Source organism: Pseudomonas sp. IT-196MI5 (assembly GCF_949767415.1).
In the GTDB taxonomy this organism is placed as follows: Bacteria; Pseudomonadota; Gammaproteobacteria; order Pseudomonadales; family Pseudomonadaceae; genus Aquipseudomonas.
Genome location: NZ_CATKPZ010000001.1, coordinates 1 through 15922, shown reverse-complemented (window position 1 = coordinate 15922; position 15922 = coordinate 1). Strand labels below are relative to the sequence as shown.

At 62.0% G+C, this 15922-nt stretch carries 11 protein-coding genes; 2 read left to right on the top strand and 9 right to left on the bottom strand.

From position 1 onward, the window contains the following. Positions 1-90: 90 nt before the first annotated feature. From ACM6IK_RS00055 to glgA, 8 genes are all read right to left on the bottom strand, one after another. The gene (locus tag ACM6IK_RS00055) at positions 91-891 is read right to left on the bottom strand and encodes an endonuclease/exonuclease/phosphatase family protein (protein WP_414872606.1); all 801 of its coding nucleotides are present in this window, start codon (positions 889-891) and stop codon (positions 91-93) included. Between the two features lie 78 nt (positions 892-969). Then, a complete protein-coding gene (locus ACM6IK_RS00050; RefSeq protein WP_414872605.1) occupies positions 970-1728 on the bottom strand; it encodes a PIG-L deacetylase family protein in 759 nt (252 codons plus the stop codon). 215 nt (positions 1729-1943) lie between these two features. Further along, entirely contained in the window at positions 1944-4106 is a 2163-nt protein-coding gene (gene glgX / locus ACM6IK_RS00045) for a glycogen debranching protein GlgX (protein WP_414872604.1), read from the bottom strand. Positions 4107-4279: 173 nt separating this feature from the next. Continuing rightward, positions 4280-4600 carry a DUF2934 domain-containing protein gene (locus ACM6IK_RS00040; protein ID WP_414872603.1) on the bottom strand — a complete coding sequence of 107 codons (321 nt, stop codon included), beginning with the start codon at positions 4598-4600 and terminating at the stop codon, positions 4280-4282. Positions 4601-4621: 21 nt separating this feature from the next. Next, positions 4622-7417, bottom strand: a complete 2796-nt coding sequence (locus ACM6IK_RS00035) for a malto-oligosyltrehalose synthase (protein WP_414872602.1) — start codon at positions 7415-7417, stop codon at positions 4622-4624. Then, positions 7414-9492 (bottom strand): 4-alpha-glucanotransferase, encoded by a 2079-nt coding sequence (gene malQ, locus ACM6IK_RS00030; RefSeq protein ID WP_414872601.1) that lies wholly within the window; start codon positions 9490-9492, stop codon positions 7414-7416. Before malQ ends, ACM6IK_RS00035 begins: the two co-directional genes overlap by 4 nt. Further along, a complete protein-coding gene (treZ, locus tag ACM6IK_RS00025; protein WP_414872600.1) occupies positions 9485-11284 on the bottom strand; it encodes a malto-oligosyltrehalose trehalohydrolase in 1800 nt (599 codons plus the stop codon). Before treZ ends, malQ begins: the two co-directional genes overlap by 8 nt. 12 nt (positions 11285-11296) lie before the next feature. Then, entirely contained in the window at positions 11297-12880 is a 1584-nt protein-coding gene (glgA, locus tag ACM6IK_RS00020; protein WP_414872599.1) for a glycogen synthase GlgA, read from the bottom strand. Positions 12881-13439: 559 nt separating this feature from the next. On the opposite strand from glgA, the gene ACM6IK_RS00015 reads away from it, so the two are divergent. Then, a complete protein-coding gene (locus ACM6IK_RS00015) occupies positions 13440-14252 on the top strand; it encodes a crotonase/enoyl-CoA hydratase family protein (RefSeq protein WP_414872598.1) in 813 nt (270 codons plus the stop codon). A 6-nt stretch (positions 14253-14258) separates the two neighbouring features. Next, positions 14259-15089, top strand: a complete 831-nt coding sequence (nudC, locus tag ACM6IK_RS00010; protein ID WP_414872597.1) for an NAD(+) diphosphatase — start codon at positions 14259-14261, stop codon at positions 15087-15089. On the opposite strand, the gene ACM6IK_RS00005 is transcribed toward nudC, so the two are convergent. Beyond that, positions 15057-15836 carry a TSUP family transporter gene (locus ACM6IK_RS00005; protein WP_414872596.1) on the bottom strand — a complete coding sequence of 260 codons (780 nt, stop codon included), beginning with the start codon at positions 15834-15836 and terminating at the stop codon, positions 15057-15059. The two genes, nudC and ACM6IK_RS00005, sit on opposite strands and share 33 nt — an antisense overlap. Positions 15837-15922: the final 86 nt, after the last annotated feature.

Genomic DNA, 15922 nt, shown 5'->3' with positions numbered 1-15922 from the left:
GTGGTACTTCGCTACCTGCCCAATGCCCGGAAACCAGCATGCCTGCCAATCGAGGCACGGGATACTGTAAGAACTAACAGATCTGACGACTTAGAGATGCACTTCCACCGCCAGCGGCAAATGGTCGGACAGGTGCGTCCACGGCTTGTGCCCGAGTATTTGTGGCTCGTGGCTGCTGGCATTGCGCAGGTAGACGCGGTCCAGGCGCAACAAGGGAAACCGCGCGGGGTAGGTTTTGGCCGGACGGCCATGGTGGCGTTCGAAGGCTTCGTGCAGATAATCGCGACGGGCCAGGGCGGCATTGCCCTGCATCAGCCAGTCATTGAAGTCGCCGGCAATGATTACCGGTGCCTGGTCAGGCAGGGACTCGAGGAGTTGGCAGAGCAACTGCAACTGCAGCTGACGATGACTTTCCAGCAGGCTGAGGTGCACACAGATGGCATGCACTTCGTTATGCCCCGGCACGTCCAGTACGCAGTGCAGCAAGCCGCGACGCTCCGGGCCGGTAATGGAAACATCGAGGTTTCGGTACTCGCGGATCGGGTATTTCGACAGCAGGGCATTGCCATGATGACCGTCGGGATAGACGGCGTTTCGTCCATAGGCGAAGTCGCCCCACATGCTGTCGGCGAGAAATTCATACTGCGAGGTTGGTGGCCAATCGTTGTAGCGGGAGGAATACTGGTCGTGTTCGCCGACGACTTCTTGCAGAAACACCAGGTCTGCCGACGTACTGCGCACCGCTTCACGCAACTCTGGGAGGATGAAGCGCCGGTTGAGTGCGGTAAACCCCTTATGGGTGTTGACCGTCAGCACGCGAAGCCGATGAATCGCCGGGGGTGTGTTCAATGGCGTTGATTGGGCTACCTGCCGTTTTGAATGACTGGCCACATCCACTCCTCTGATTCAGGGCTGCTTATGTATGCGACTGATGCGTCGGCAGGCAGTTCAGTCTGATGGGTTGCGCTTTCAAATCAACACGATTTCATAAGGCAAGCGGATACGCTCGAGCAACGACCGCGGCAGCAATGGCGCGAGGCCGATGGCCGGTTCGCCGTCGAGTTGGCTGGCGTAGGCGTGAATGGCGTGGCTCTTGCGGGCGACGGTCCAGGTATCGAGGCGCACCTTGCGTGCTCGATGCCAGGGAATCAGCTCCCGGTCCCGTGCCGGCCAGTGCCAGGCCCAGAGCGGTACGTCGTTGTAGGATGCCCCTGCGTTGGCTGCGGCCCTGGCGCTGGCCCGGCCGACGGTGTCGTGGTCGACGTTGCCGTCCTCGCACCAGGTGCTGAACACCACATCACCGGGGCGCAGGTAGCGCGTGATGAATCGGGCGATCTGGTCTTCGTGTTCCACCAGGGCGTTGTCGGTAAACCCGCCACGAATCCACTTCAGGCTATGCATCGGCAACCCGAGTCGGCGGATGGCTTCGACGCTTTCCTGGGGGCGAAATACACTGAGGCGCTTTTCCGACCACTGCCGAGAGCCCGGATGGCTGGCGCTGCCGTCGGTGATCGAGATCAATTGCAGCGGGTGGCCCAGGTTGCTGAGCAATTGCAGCAGGCCGCCGCAGGTCACGACTTCATCGCCGGGGTGCGGGGCAATGAGCACCGCACGTGCGCCGGTGGGCACCAGGGATTGGGTGCTGATGACCGGGATGCTGTCCAGTTGCGGGGCACTGTTCCAGATGTGTGATGGCAGGCTGGCTTCGCTGACGGAAACGGATTTCATGGGGATTACGTCCTTGTTCTGCTGCGCCTTCAGTCGTGCGCGAGTCAAGCCCGGCCGACCCGTGAAGGCTGGTGGATAGCGTGGTGCGACAATCCCTACCCTGGATGGCCGCGAATCGAGTATTGCTCATGTAACGCTATTCGTCGCATCGCGAACTTAATCAATATGATTTTTCCGCTCTACGGCAGTGGCGCCGTGATTTTTCACCCTCCTCGTTACTCTTCTTCCTCATGCTGCAACTCGAACAGCAGCAACGAGCGGCCGGTGACCGAGTACTCGTGGCCAAACTCGAAGCGCTCCTGGCCGTGGACCGACGGCTGGTTGGTGTCGATCATGCACGTCCAGAACCCACCGTCAGGCACTTGTGGTAGCCGGAAATTGACGATGTCGTGATGCGCGTTGACCACCAGCATCAACGTTGCGTCGGCGCCTTTGCGGCGAATGCCGGTTTCCTGGGCGCGGCCATCGAGCAGCATGCCCAGGCAGCGATTGTGCGCATCGTGCCAATGCCGGGTGGTCATTTGCGTGCCGTCCGGCGCCAGCCAGGTCACGTCCTTGACGCCGATGTCCTCGTTGTAATTACCCACCAGAAAACGCCCGCGCCGCAGGATCGGGTAGGTCAGGCGCAACTTGATCAGGCGTTTGACGAACTTGAGCAGGGCCTTGCCGTCTTCGCTGAGGTCCCAGTTGACCCAGCCGATCTCGCTGTCCTGGCAGTACGCATTGTTGTTGCCGTCCTGGGTGCGGGCGAATTCGTCGCCGGCCACCAGCATCGGCGTGCCCTGGGCCAGCAGCAGGGTGGCGAAGAAATTGCGCATCTGCCGATGGCGCAATGCGTTGATGTCGGGATCGTCGGTGGGGCCTTCGACGCCGTGGTTCCACGACAGGTTGTTGTTGCTGCCGTCCTGATTGTCTTCGTCGTTGGCCTGGTTGTGCTTGTCGTTGTACGACACCAGATCGTTGAGGGTGAAGCCGTCATGGGCGGTAACGAAGTTCACTGATGAATAGGGGCGGCGGCCACGCTGATTGAACATTTCGCCCGAAGCGGTCAGGCGGCTGGCGAAATCCGCCAGTTGTCCATCGTCGCCTTTCCAGAAGGCGCGCACGGTGTCGCGGAATTTGTCGTTCCACTCGACCCAGCCCGGCGGGAAATTGCCGACCTGATAACCACCGGGGCCGCAGTCCCAGGGTTCGGCGATCAGTTTGACCTGGCGCAACACCGGGTCCTGGCGGCAGGCCACGAGGAAACTGTGGCGTTCGTCGAAACCGTCGTGGTAACGCCCCAGAATGGTCGCCAGGTCGAAGCGGAAACCGTCCACGTGCATTTCCGAGGCCCAGTAGCGCAAGGAGTCGGTGACCATTTGCAGTACGCACGGGTGGCTCAGGTCCAGGGTGTTGCCGGTGCCGGAATCATTGATATAGAAGCGCTTGTCATCGGGTTTGAGGCGGTAGTAGGACGCGTTGTCGATACCGCGCATGGACAGGGTCGGGCCTTGCTCGTTGCCCTCGGCGGTGTGGTTGTAGACCACGTCGAGGATCACCTCCAGATTGGCTTCGTGCAGGTGCGCGACCATTTCCTTGAATTCGGCGATCTTGCCACTGGCCAGGTAACGCGGGTCGGGGGCGAAGAACGCAATGCTGTTGTAGCCCCAGTAATTGGTCATGCCCTTGTGCAGCAAATGCTGGTCGTTGACGAACGCATGGATCGGCAGCAGTTCCACGGACGACACGCCGAGCTTGCGGATGTGCTCCACCACGTCATCGACCATCAACCCGGCAAAGGTACCGCGCAGGTTTTCGGGGACGGCAGGGTGACGCATGCTGAAGCCGCGCACATGGGTTTCATAGATGATTGTCTTGTCCCACGGCACGCTGACGCGGTGGTCGTGGCCCCAGGTGTGCGCCGGGTCGATGACCTTGCATTTGGGCACGAAGGGCGCACTGTCCCGTTTATCGAAGCTGAGGTCGGCGTCGGGGTGGCCGATGGTGTAGCCGAACAGCGCTTCGGACCATTTCAGCTTGCCGACCAGTTGTTTGGCGTAGGGGTCGATCAGCAGTTTGTTGGGGTTGAAGCGATGGCCGTTGGCCGGGTCGTAGGGGCCGTAGACGCGATAGCCGTAGATCAGCCCCGGATGGGCGTCGGGCAAGTAGCCGTGGTAGATCTCGTCGGTGTATTCGGGCAGTTCGATGCGTTCGAGCTCAACTTCGCCGGTGTCGTCGAACAGGCACAGTTCAACTTTGGTGGCATGGGCGGAAAACAGCGCGAAGTTGACGCCCAGTCCATCCCAGGTGGCGCCCAGCGGGAAGGGCAAGCCTTCGCGGATTCGCGTGGCTTCGGCACGCGGGGGGGGCGCTGCGGATTTCTTCGGGCTGGTCATAAGTGCTCCTGCAGACGGGATACATGTGGGAGCGAGCTTGCTCGCGATGGCGGTTCAACATTCAAGACCTATGTTGGCTGACACTCCGCTATCGCGAGCAAGCTCGCTCCCACAGGTGTTTTTTGGGGCGAACAGGTGTGCCACGCAGTCAGTCAGGGTAAACGCTGTGTGGATCAAACCGCCGGTGGTTTTCTCGCCGCCCGGGGCTTTTTCTCGGCGGTCTTTTCTCCCGGCGGGATTACTTTCGAGGCCGCTGCAGGCTTGGCTTTGGTTTTGGGCGCAGCGACTTTGCTCTCACCAGCCTTGCCATTGGCCGTTTTGCTGACCGGGTTTTTAATCGCCGCTGCCTTGGCTGGTTTTTTGGGGGCCAGGGCTTCAGCTTCCGCCAGTTTGCTTGCCATCTCCCAGTGGCGGGCTTCCTGGCCCTCGGGTTTTCCTTCGGATTCCCAGATCTGATAGGCGAATTCGCGGATGCGTTTATCGTCGGTACTCATCGCAATGCTCCTGAACTGAACTCAAGTGTGGGTAGTTTGAATAAAGAGATTGACCGGGAAATCCCCCAGCGCGGCGCTGACCAGCAGCTCCCTGTGTTGTGTGACTGCGACGCCGGAAAAAAGTCCCTTCAGATTTTCGTCAGGGATGGTGAACGGCAATTTGACCCGGGTATCGCCCCACAGCGGCGCGTGAACATGTGGCTCGGCACCGTTTTCCAGCAGCTCGGCACAACGTATCGGCACAATCACGACGGCGCGTTTTCCCTCCCGTTCACGGACAAAAGCCAGCACTCGATGGGCCTCGCTGCCCACCACTTCCAGGGCCTGGTAAGTGCCACGCCGAAACAGCTCGGCATGCTCGGCACGCAAACCCAGGGTGCGCGCAATCAAGGCCTGCTTGATGCGCCCGTCACGCCAATTCAGCAACAAGTCCGACAGGTCCACCGCTTGCTGCAGTGCCTGCTGGCGGCTGGCGTAATCCACCGGGCGACGGTTGTCCGGATCGACCAGGCTGAAGTCCCAGAAATCGTTGCCCTGATACAGATCCGGCACGCCGGGTACGGTCATGCGCAGCAAGGTTTGCGCCAAACCGTTGAGTGCACCGGGCACGGCAATCGAACGGGCAGCCTTGGCCAGGGCCGTACGCAACAGCTCACCTTCGGGGCTGAGCAACAGGCGCTGGATGAAGTCCTCGCTCGCCTGCTCACAAGTGTCATTGGGCGCGCTCCAGCTGCTTTGCAGTTTGGCTTCGCGCAGGGCCTTGCGTTGCCATTGCTTCAGGCGTTTTGCGTAGTCTTCGAGCGCCAGCGGATTATCGAAACTCAATGGCAGAGGCCAACTGCCGAGGATCGTCTGGTACAGAATCAACTCATCGCCCGCCGACGGCATTTGATCGTCACTGCGCAGTGGCCGGGCGAGGGTGCGCCACAGACCGATCTGGTCGGCGTACCAGTCGCTGCGCTCGCTCATCACCGCCAGCCGCGCCCGTGAGTCTTCCCCGCGCTTGTGGTCGTGGGTGGCGCTGGCCAGCAGGTTGTCCGGGAAGGTGTCGAGGCGTTCGATGCAGGCTTGATGAAAGTCGGCAACCGGCGCACTGAACCGCTCGGTGTTGAACCCCACATCGTTGCGCGAGAGCAGGACCGCCGAGCGATAGAATGCGGTGTCCTCGACCGCTTTCGCCGCGGCCGGTGAAGTCAGTTGCTGGAAACGTACGCAGGCGTACTTGAGGCGTTTGCGCTGGCGACCGGCCGGGCGCCGCCGCCAGGGTTCACCGCCGAGCCAGCCGGCCAGGCAGTCGAGCACCGGCCAGTCTGCCTCGCCCAGGGTTTGCCGGGCACCGGCCATGGCCTGCCGGAAAAACACCTCGTCCTGGGCTGACCGGCCAAGGGGGCCGATGTAGGTGCGGTACACCGGGAAATGCACGATCAACGCCTGCAAGGCCCGGCGAATGGCCCCGAGGGTCAGGTCGCGGGTCATGAGATTGTCCCGGGCCACTTGCAGTAACGCCTGGGCGACGCTTTCGCAATCCCCGGCGAGGGAGCCATTGAGGATTTGCTGACGGGCCAGTTGTGCTTCCTGGGAGAAGTCGGCGGACCGCCCGCTGTGACGCTTCCAGCGCTCGGCCAGCGCCTGCGCACCCCTGGGGTCGGTTTGCAGCAGTGACAACTGGTTCATGAATTCGTAGCCAGTGGTGCCATCCACCGACCAGTCACGAGGCAGGCTTTCGCCTTCGCCGAGGATCTTTTCGACGTAGATGGGCAGGTGGCGTCCCGCGGACAGGTTGTCGAGCCGACGGCGCAGTTTTCGGCAGTAGCCTCGCGGGTCGGCAAGGCCGTCGATATGGTCGATGCGCAACCCGTCGATCAGCCCTTCAGCCACCAGTTGGAAAATCTTCGCGTGGGTGGCTTCGAACACGGCGGGACGCTCGACGCGCAGCCCACCGAGGTCATTGATATCAAAGAAGCGCCGCCAGTTGATGTCATCGGCGGCGGTGCGCCAACTGGCCAGGCGATAGCTCTGGCGCTCCAGCAGGTTGTGCAGGCGCTGGAAGCCTTCGCCGGTCACTGAATCGTAGTTTTTCAGGTGCTGGTCAATGGCTTGGGCAATGGCCGGATCGCCGACCAGGTCGCTTAGTTCTGCTTTCAGCGGTTGCGCCAGGTTGTGGGCATCGGTCTGGTAGCTCAGGGTGCTGAAGCGATCGGCCAGGGATTTGAGTCGTTCGCCCTGTTGTGTATCGAGCGGCGCATCGACCTTGAGCAGCTCGCCGTAATCCCAGGGGCAAATGGGAAAGCGGTGTTCGTAATACTCGACGTGAAAGCTTCCGTGCCAGGCATCGAAGCGCAGGGGCAGGGTGCCGTCCTGCAATGCGACGCCATAGTCGCTGCCCAGAAACGGCAGGAGCAACTGGCCCTCCATCAACGGGTCGGGCGAGTGCCACTGGATGTCGAAAAACTCGCCGTAGGGGCTCAGGCGCCCCCACTCCAGCAAATCCAGCCACCAGGGATTATCACTGCCGCCGACCGCCATGTGGTTGGAGACGATATCGAGGATCAACCCCATGTCGTGCCCGTGCAGGGCATCGACCAGACTGCGCAGCGCCGCCTCACCGCCCAGCTCCGGATTGACCCTTGTCGGGTCCACCACGTCATAGCCGTGCATCGACCCGGCGCGCGCGCGCAACAGTGGGGAGGCGTAGACATGGCTGATGCCGAGACGGGCGAAATACGGCACCAGTGGCACCGCATCTTCCAGCGTGAAGCCTTTATGAAATTGCAGGCGCAACGTGGCGCGCAGTGGTCGGCTTGGCACTTGAGTCATCGATCACGCTCGGCCGCCTGCAGTCGCGCACAGGCGAGCAGCTCCAGACGCCGCGCGGCATCCGCTCCATCGAGCAGGGCCTCACTGTATCCGGGCAAGCGCCGCGACCAGTTCGGGTGAGTATCGATGGTGCCCGGCAGGTTGGCCTGTTGTTCTACGCCAAGGGCATCTTCCAGTGGCAGCAGCACCAACGGCGAGCGGGTATGGCCGAGGAAGCGCACGCTGGCGTCGAGCACCTGGTCGGTTTCGTGGGATTCTTCGCGGAAGTTCTGCGGGTCCTGGCTCAACGCCCGGCGCAGACCCTCACGCTCGCGCTCGCGGTGCTGGCGCCATTCGATTTCAGTGCTGGCATCGATCATGCCGAGCCGGGCGTTCCAGTCGATATCGCGGCCATGCCACCAGCCGTTGAGGGTGGGCAGGTCATGGGTGCTGGTGATCGCCAGGGCGTTGTCCGGCCAGTCGAGGATCGGCTTGAAGTGCGTGTTGTCCTGTTCGAACAGCAACACCCGCATGCCGAGTATCGAACGGGCGATGAGTTTTTCCCGCAGGCCATCCTGCACGGTACCGAGGTCTTCACCGAGGACGATGGCCTGGTGACGATGGGATTCAAGGGTCAGCAGGCGCAGCAGATCGTCCACCGGGTAATACAGGTAGGCGCCGTCGGCCGGCGGCGAGCCGTTGGGGATCACCCACAAACGCTGCAAGCCCATGACGTGGTCGATGCGCAAGCCACCGGAGTGGGCGAAGTTGGCCCGCAGCATTTCGATGAAGGCACGGAAACCATTGCGCACCAGGCCTTCGGGGGAGAACGCGGAAATCCCCCAGCCCTGGCCACTGCGGTTGAGAATGTCCGGCGGCGCCCCGACGGTGAGGGCGGCGAGCAGTTCGTCCTGACGGCTCCAGGCCTGGCTGCCGCCGCCATCGGCACCGACCGCCAGATCGGCAATCAGGCCGATGCTCATGCCGCTGGCGCGGGCGGCTGTTTGCGCGCGCTCCAGGCAGCGCGTGATCAGCCACTGGCAGAAAGCGAAGAAGCCGATGCGCCCGGCATTTTCTTCGGCGAATGCCGCCAGTTCGGCGCTGCGCGGGTTGCGCCAGGGTTCGGGCCACTGCCGCCAGTCGAGGTGTTCACCGCGGGCGGCGCGCGCCTCCTGGATGGCTTCGAAGCGACAGTGGTTTTCCAGCGCTTCGCCCGCCGCGTGACGAAAACTGCTGAAGTCTTCGTGCAACGGGTGTTCACCCTGGACGAAGCCTTCATACAGGGCCTGCAACAACCGATGCTTGGCTTCGGCGGCGGCCGGCCAGTCAATCAGCGGACGTTCTTCCAGCGCCTTGAGTTCAATGGCCAGGCCGGTTGCATCGATGGCGGTACGCAGGGCGCGTTCGCCGAGAATGGTGCCGGGGGCGCAGTAAAGACTGTTGAGAAACAAACGGCTGGACGGCGAATACGGGCTATAGCGTTGGGTGTCACTGGAAAACATCGCATGCAACGGGCTGATCGCCAGCGCCTCGGCGCCACGCTCGCCGGCCACCCGGGCGAGGTCTTCCAGCGCCTGGGTGTCGCCAAACCCGCCATCGCCGAGGCGGCGCAACCCGTACAACTGCACGCTCAGGCCCCAGGCACGAGGAATGGGGTTATCCACGGCGTCGGCCACGCTGTAACAACGGGACGGGGCCACCGCCAGGGTGAAAGTTTGTCCATCGATGCTGACCTGTTGATAGCCGACCGGCACCAGCCCCGGCAGCACCGCATTGGCGTCCAGTTTCAGGTTGAGCCGCGAACCGTCTTCGAGGTGGATTTCGCAAGGGGTCTGGGGCTCGAAATAACGCGCCAGGTCCAGGCCCACCCCCACATCGGCGGTGATCAAGGGCGGCAAGTGATGGGTCTGTTGCGTCGTTTGCAATTCCAGCAGGCTGGCGTCGATTTCCTGAGCACTGCCGGCCGGGTGGCCAAGGCCGCTCAGCACGTTGCGCAACACTGAAGGCGCGACTTTTTGCGGGCGACCGTTGGCGTCGATCCAATCGACCGCGAGGCCGGCACGGCTGGCCAGGATTTCCAGTTGCGCATCACTCATGAACGCTCTCCATAGGGGGTAGCAAAGGGGCTGCGGCGGTGAGGCTGACGAGCGCGCAATACGGGGCAAGGGTGCCTTGGTCCAGAAGGCCGGCGCTCTCTGGCGGGTATTCGAACAACCGCGCGGCACCGGTTTGTGAAGTGTGGCCTACGGGCCTGTCGCTGAGGTTCAGGTCAATGCGCAGTTGGCTGCCATCGCCCAATCGCCAGGCTGCACTGACCGCGCCTTCGCCCAGCACGTCGGTGCCCAGTGCCTGGGTGCCCGGCAAGTGCGGGACGATGAGCCGGTGCCGGATCTGCAACAGTCGGCAGTACAGGTCGTGCATCTCGCTGTGGCCGATCGAGGGCAGGACAGGGCAGGACGCTGCAAATGTCTGCGGATCGTTCGGGTCCGGAATGTGTTCGCGTTGACGCGGGTCCGCAAACGCGCTGAACGCCGCGAACTCGTTGCGCCGGCCATCGCGTACCCGTTTTGCCAATTCACCGTGATGGCTGGTGAAAAACAGGAAGGGTTGTTCGACGGCAAACTCGTCACCCATGAACAGCAGTGGAATCATCGGCGACAGCAGCAGCAATACCGTGGCGGCCCGCAGCGCTTGCGGATGGGCGAGTTGATGCAGGCGCTCGCCGAAGGCCCGATTGCCGATCTGGTCATGGTTCTGCAAAAACAGGATGAAGGCGTTGGGCGGCAAATGCCCGCTGGGCTCACCGCGCGCCACACCATGGCGGTTGAGATGGCCCTGGAACACGAAACCCTGGCTCAGGCAGCGCGCCAGTTGTTCGGTGGGGCTTTGCGCGTAGTCGGCGTAATAGGCGTCGGTTTCGCCGGTCAGCAATACGTGCAGGGCGTTGTGGCCGTCATCATTCCATTGCGCGTCGTAACCCTGCTCGAGCAGGCTGGCCTGGTTGTGTTCGTTCTCGACCATCAGCCAGACATGCCGCGCCGGCCCCGTCTGCTGGCGCACCCGTCGCGCCAGTTCCTGAAGAAAATCCGGGTCTTCGATGGCGTGCACCGCGTCCAGGCGCAATCCGTCGAAACGGTATTCCAGCAGCCACATCAAGGCGTTTTCGATGAAGAAGTCCCGTACTTCGCGACGGCGCAAGTCGATGGCCGCGCCCCAGGGCGTGTGTCGGTCTTCGCGAAAGAAGCCACTGGCATAACGATGCAGGTAATTGCCGTCCGGGCCGAAGTGGTTGTAGACCACGTCGAGAATCACCGCCAGACCGTGGCCGTGGGCGGTGTCGATCAAGTGCTTGAGCTGCTCGGGTGAGCCGTATGAAGCCTGGGGCGCGTAGGGCAGGACGCCGTCATAGCCCCAATTGCGCTCACCGGGAAACTGCGCGATGGGCATCAGTTCGATCGCAGTGACACCCAGTTCGACCAGGCGTGCCAGATGCTGCTCGACGGCAGTGAAGCCGCCGAGCGCACCGACGTGCAACTCATAAATCACCGCTTCGTTCCACGGTCGTCCCAGCCAGGTACTGTGTTGCCACGCATAGGCCAACGGATCGACCACCACGCTGGGCTGGTCAATGCCGCCAGCCTGAGCGCGGGAGGCGGGGTCGGGCACTTGCAGTTCGCCGTCGATGCTGTAGCGGTAACGCGTGCCTGCCGGGCATCGGGTGTTGCTCACGAACCAGCCGTCGGCCTGGGGCAGCAACGGCAAGGACTGTCCATTTTCCAGTTCGACACTGACGTAGAACGCATCTGGCGCCCACAACGCAAATCGCGTGTGCTCTGCATCCAGCATGATTGCGCCGTGAGGCCAGGTCTCAAGGGTCCTTAACGGCATCTTGAAAGCCTCTTACTGTTTGTTCGATTTCCCCAACGCTTTCGCCACAAGCCGTTCATAGAGTTCGGCGTAGGGTTCGACCGCCTTGCACCAGTTGAACGGCGCGGCCATGGCCCGGCAGCGCATGGCGTGCAGCAGGTCGGGAAAGGCGAATACCTTGAATGCGCGACTCAGGGCTTCCTGATAGCTCTGCACCGTGGATTCATCGAACAGGAAACCGGTCACGCCGTTCTCGATGGTGTCGGCCAGGCCACCGGTATTGCGTGCCACCGGCAACGAGCCGAAGCGCTGGGCGTACATCTGGCTCAGGCCGCACGGCTCGTAACGCGACGGCATCAGCAGGAAGTCGCTGCCGGCGAACATGCGCCGGGCGTCGGTTTCGTTGAAGCCGATACGCACGCCGATCTGCCCGGGGAAACGCAGGGCCAGTTCGCGCATCGATTGTTCTTCTTCGGGCTCGCCACGGCCGATGATCGCGATCTGGCCACCGGATTTGACGATGTATTCGGAGACCGCCTCGGTGAGGTCCAGGCCTTTCTGATAAACCAGCCGCGAGACCACTGCAAACAGTGGGCCTTCGGAATGTTCCAGGCCAAACAGCTCGCGGACATGGGCGGCGTTCACGGCCTTGCCCTCCCAGTCGCCAATGCTGAACGGGCAGAACAGGTGCGGATCGGTCGCCGCATCCCAGCTTTCATCGATACCGTTGGGAATCCCGCTGAGCAGGCCTTGCTGGGTCTTGGCGGCGAGAAAACCGTCGAGACCGCAGCCGAAATCCGGGGTGGTGATTTCCTGGGCGTAGGTCGCGCTGACCGTGGTGATATGGCTCGAATAGGCCATGCCGGCCTTGAGGAACGACATCTTGCCGTAGAACTCCATGCCTTCCTGCTGCAGCGCGTGATGGGGGATGCCCAATTCGGGGCACGAACCCAGGCTGGTCACGCCCTGGTAGGCCAGGTTGTGGATGGTGAACAGGGTGGGCGTGCGCTGTCCACGCCAGTGCATATAAGCAGGGGCCAGACCGGCCGGCCAGTCATGGGCGTGCACCAGGTCCGGGCACCAGTGGATTTGCGCGAGGTTGGCGGCAATATCGGCCGCCGCCAGGCCCAGGCGGGCGAAACGGATATGGTTGTCCGGCCAGTCGCGGCCGTTGTTGGCGCCGTAGGGCGAACCTTCGCGCTCGTAGAGCTCGGGGCAGATCAGTACGTAAATGACCAAACCGTCGGGCATGTCCATGCGCCCGATCTTGCACGGTGGCAACGCGGCATGACCGCCAAGCTCACCGATGATATGGATGGGGTTCTCGCTGTGCAGCACCTGCGGGTAACCCGGGATCAACACCCGCACATCGTGCAGATGGGCCATGGCCCGCGGCAGCGCCGCGGAAACGTCGCCCAGGCCGCCGGTTTTCACCAGGTCGGCGATTTCCGAGGTGACGAACAAGACTTTTTTACGGTTCGGATTCCGGTTGGCTACCGGGGTCAGCGTCCGGGTGCCAGGAACGCTGACGGGTTGGGTGTTTGCGGCAGTTACGGCGTTCGACTCACCGACCTGATGAGCACGCTCTCCCTGTATTTCCATAGCCGTACCGGTCATATGAATCTCCCGTGTTGTTGATCTAATTCTTAGGTCTGGCAAACGGTGTTCCATGGCCAATTTCCGTGGCCGGGCGCAAACGCGCTACGCATCGGTGAGCAAGCGTTGCCCAATGCGCTGAAGCAGAATGGGTGAATGAGCAACTGCAAAGATTGCACCAGTCGCAACGCACCGTCTTTTCAGAGGACCGATCGGGATTGGAAAAAGTTTCGACTATTTTTCCACTTTGTGACCGGCCGGTTTCGTCTCGAGAAAATGAGTCTAGGCCAGAACTTAGAGCGGTGAAGGCCGGATGGCAAAATTGTTCGACAATCGGTTTGTAGCGGTACGGACGTGCCTGATCGAGGTGCAAATGCCCCGACGAAGTGCATGTTTTTTGGCGTTTTGGCCGCAAAAAGTCACAGGGCAGTCACATAAATGTGCGCCACGTTTTGGTGGTGGTGCACTGTTAAGGTGCAGCCTGGCAAGTCCCGCATTTGGCCGAACCACTGTCTTACTGCCCACCTTGGTGCCTTGTTATAGTTCGGGCCTCATTTTTGCCCGCAAAAGGATCACTGGCATGTCTCGGTACAGCGCGTTCAACGTCGAACTGGTCGATAAAATCGCCCATGTGCAGATCAACCGCCCGGAGAAGATCAACTCGATGAACGCTGCGTTCTGGAGCGAGATCGTCGAGATCTTCCAGTGGATCGACGACACCGATGAAGTGCGCGTGGTGGTCCTCAGCGGCGCAGGCAAGCATTTCTCCTCGGGTATCGACCTGATGATGCTGGCGGGCGTGGCCAACGAACTGGGCAAGGACGTCGGACGCAATGCGCGCCTGTTGCGGCGCAAGATCCTCACCCTGCAAGCGTCCTTCAATGCGGTCGATAGCTGCCGCAAACCGGTGCTTGCAGCGATTCAGGGTTACTGCCTGGGTGGCGCCATCGACCTGATTGCCGCGTGCGACATGCGTTATGCCGCCGAGGACGCACAGTTTTCGATCAAGGAAATCGACATCGGCATGGCCGCCGACGTCGGCACGTTGCAACGCTTGCCGCGGATCATCGGTGACGGCATGCTGCGTGAACTGGCTTACACTGGTCGCACCTTTGGCGCCGACGAAGCGCGGAGCATGGGCCTGGTCAATCGCGTCTACAACGACAACGCCAGCCTGCTCGACGGCGTCATGGGCATTGCCCGCGACATCGCCGGCAAGTCGCCGATTGCCGTCACCGGCACCAAAGAGATGATCAGCTACATGCGCGACCATCGCATCGATGACGGCCTCGAATACATCGCTACCTGGAACGCCGCCATGCTGCAATCCACCGATCTGCGCGTGGCCATGGCCGCCCATATGAGCAAACAGAAACCTGAATTTCTGGATTGACTAACCATGATTCCTCGCTGGACCACTGCAGTACTGGACACCGATCAACCCGGCGGCTGGGCTGTCGCGCGCAGCCCCGAAGGCTTTCTGTTCGATGACAATGGCGCACTGTTTGCGCGCGAATGGCTCAAGCGCCAGGATCTGCCGATTCTCGCCGAGCATGGCATCGGTCATCTCGATGGCGAGCCGGTCTATCTGCTGGAGTTGCGCAGTCACACCGAGGTGCCGGGCTGCAACTGGAAAGGCCTGCGGGCGTTCATGCTGGAGGGCGATCACACGCTCTACAAGGTGCTTGGTTACGCCGCGCAGATCGGCACCTGGGCCCGTGAACATCGCTTTTGCGGTAACTGCGGCCAGGCCATGACTCAGGTGCCGCGCGAACGGGCAATGTATTGCCAGCCGTGCGATCTGCGCAGCTATCCACGGATTTCGCCGAGCATGATCGTGCTGGTGACCCGCGGCGACGAGATTCTGCTGGGGCGTTCGCCGCGCTTTGTGCCGGGGGTCTACAGCACCCTGGCCGGGTTTGCCGAGCCGGGCGAATCGGCCGAGGACTGCCTGATTCGCGAGGTTCGCGAAGAGGTGAGCATCGAGGTCAGGAACATCCAGTACATGGGCAGCCAGTGCTGGCCGTTCCCGCACTCGATGATGCTCGGCTTTCATGCCGAATACGCCGGCGGCGAGATCGTCTGTCAGGAAGACGAGATCGAGGACGCCCAGTGGTTCAACGTGCACGAGCTGCCGCCGTTGCCGGCGTCACGCTCGATTGCCCGTTACCTGATCGACCTCTATGTGGCGCGGCGTTTAGGCCACGCTGAACCAGTGCTGCCAGGCTAGGCGCACGGTCAGGCCCAGCACCACGGTGATGAACACCGGGCGAATGAATTTCGCACCGCCGCTGATGGCGGTGCGGGCTCCGAAGAACGCGCCGACCATCAACGACGAGCCCATGCACAGGCCGATGATCCAGTCCACCTGACCGGAAAAGATGAAGATCGACAGCGCTGCCGCGTTACTGACGAAGTTCATGCTGCGCGCCACGCCGCTGGCCTTCACCAGGTCGATGGGGTAGAGCAGCAGGCTGCTCACGGTCCAGAACGCACCCGTGCCGGGCCCGGCCACGCCGTCATAGAAGCCGAGGCTGAAGCCCTGGGTCGACTGCCACTTTTTCTTGATCGGTGCATCGCTGTCCGTTGGCGCTTTCGGCGTGCCGCCAAACAAAAGATAAACGCCACAGGCGAAGACGATCACCGGCAGCATTTTGTTCAGCCACTCCGCGGGCAGGTAATGCGCGACCACGGCACCGGTCAGCGCGCCGACCAGGGTGCCGACGATGGCGTGCATCCATTGCGCGGGATGGAACAGCTTGCGGCGGTAGAAGGTGAAACTGGCAACCGCCGAACCGAAGGTCGAGCTGAGCTTGTTGGTGCCCAGTACCAGATGCGGCGGCAGGCCGGCCGTGAGCAGGGCGGGGGTGGTCAACAACCCACCGCCACCGGCGATGGCATCGATGAAACCGGCAACAAAAGCGACAAGGGCCAGGATGGCCAGGGTAGAGAGGTCAACGCTGAGTTCGAAAGGCATGGGATCGGCTTATTCGGCGGGTGCAGAAAGAGGCTGCGGGGAAGGGCAGCATCTTAACCACCTGCGCAACACAAAACCAATGTAGG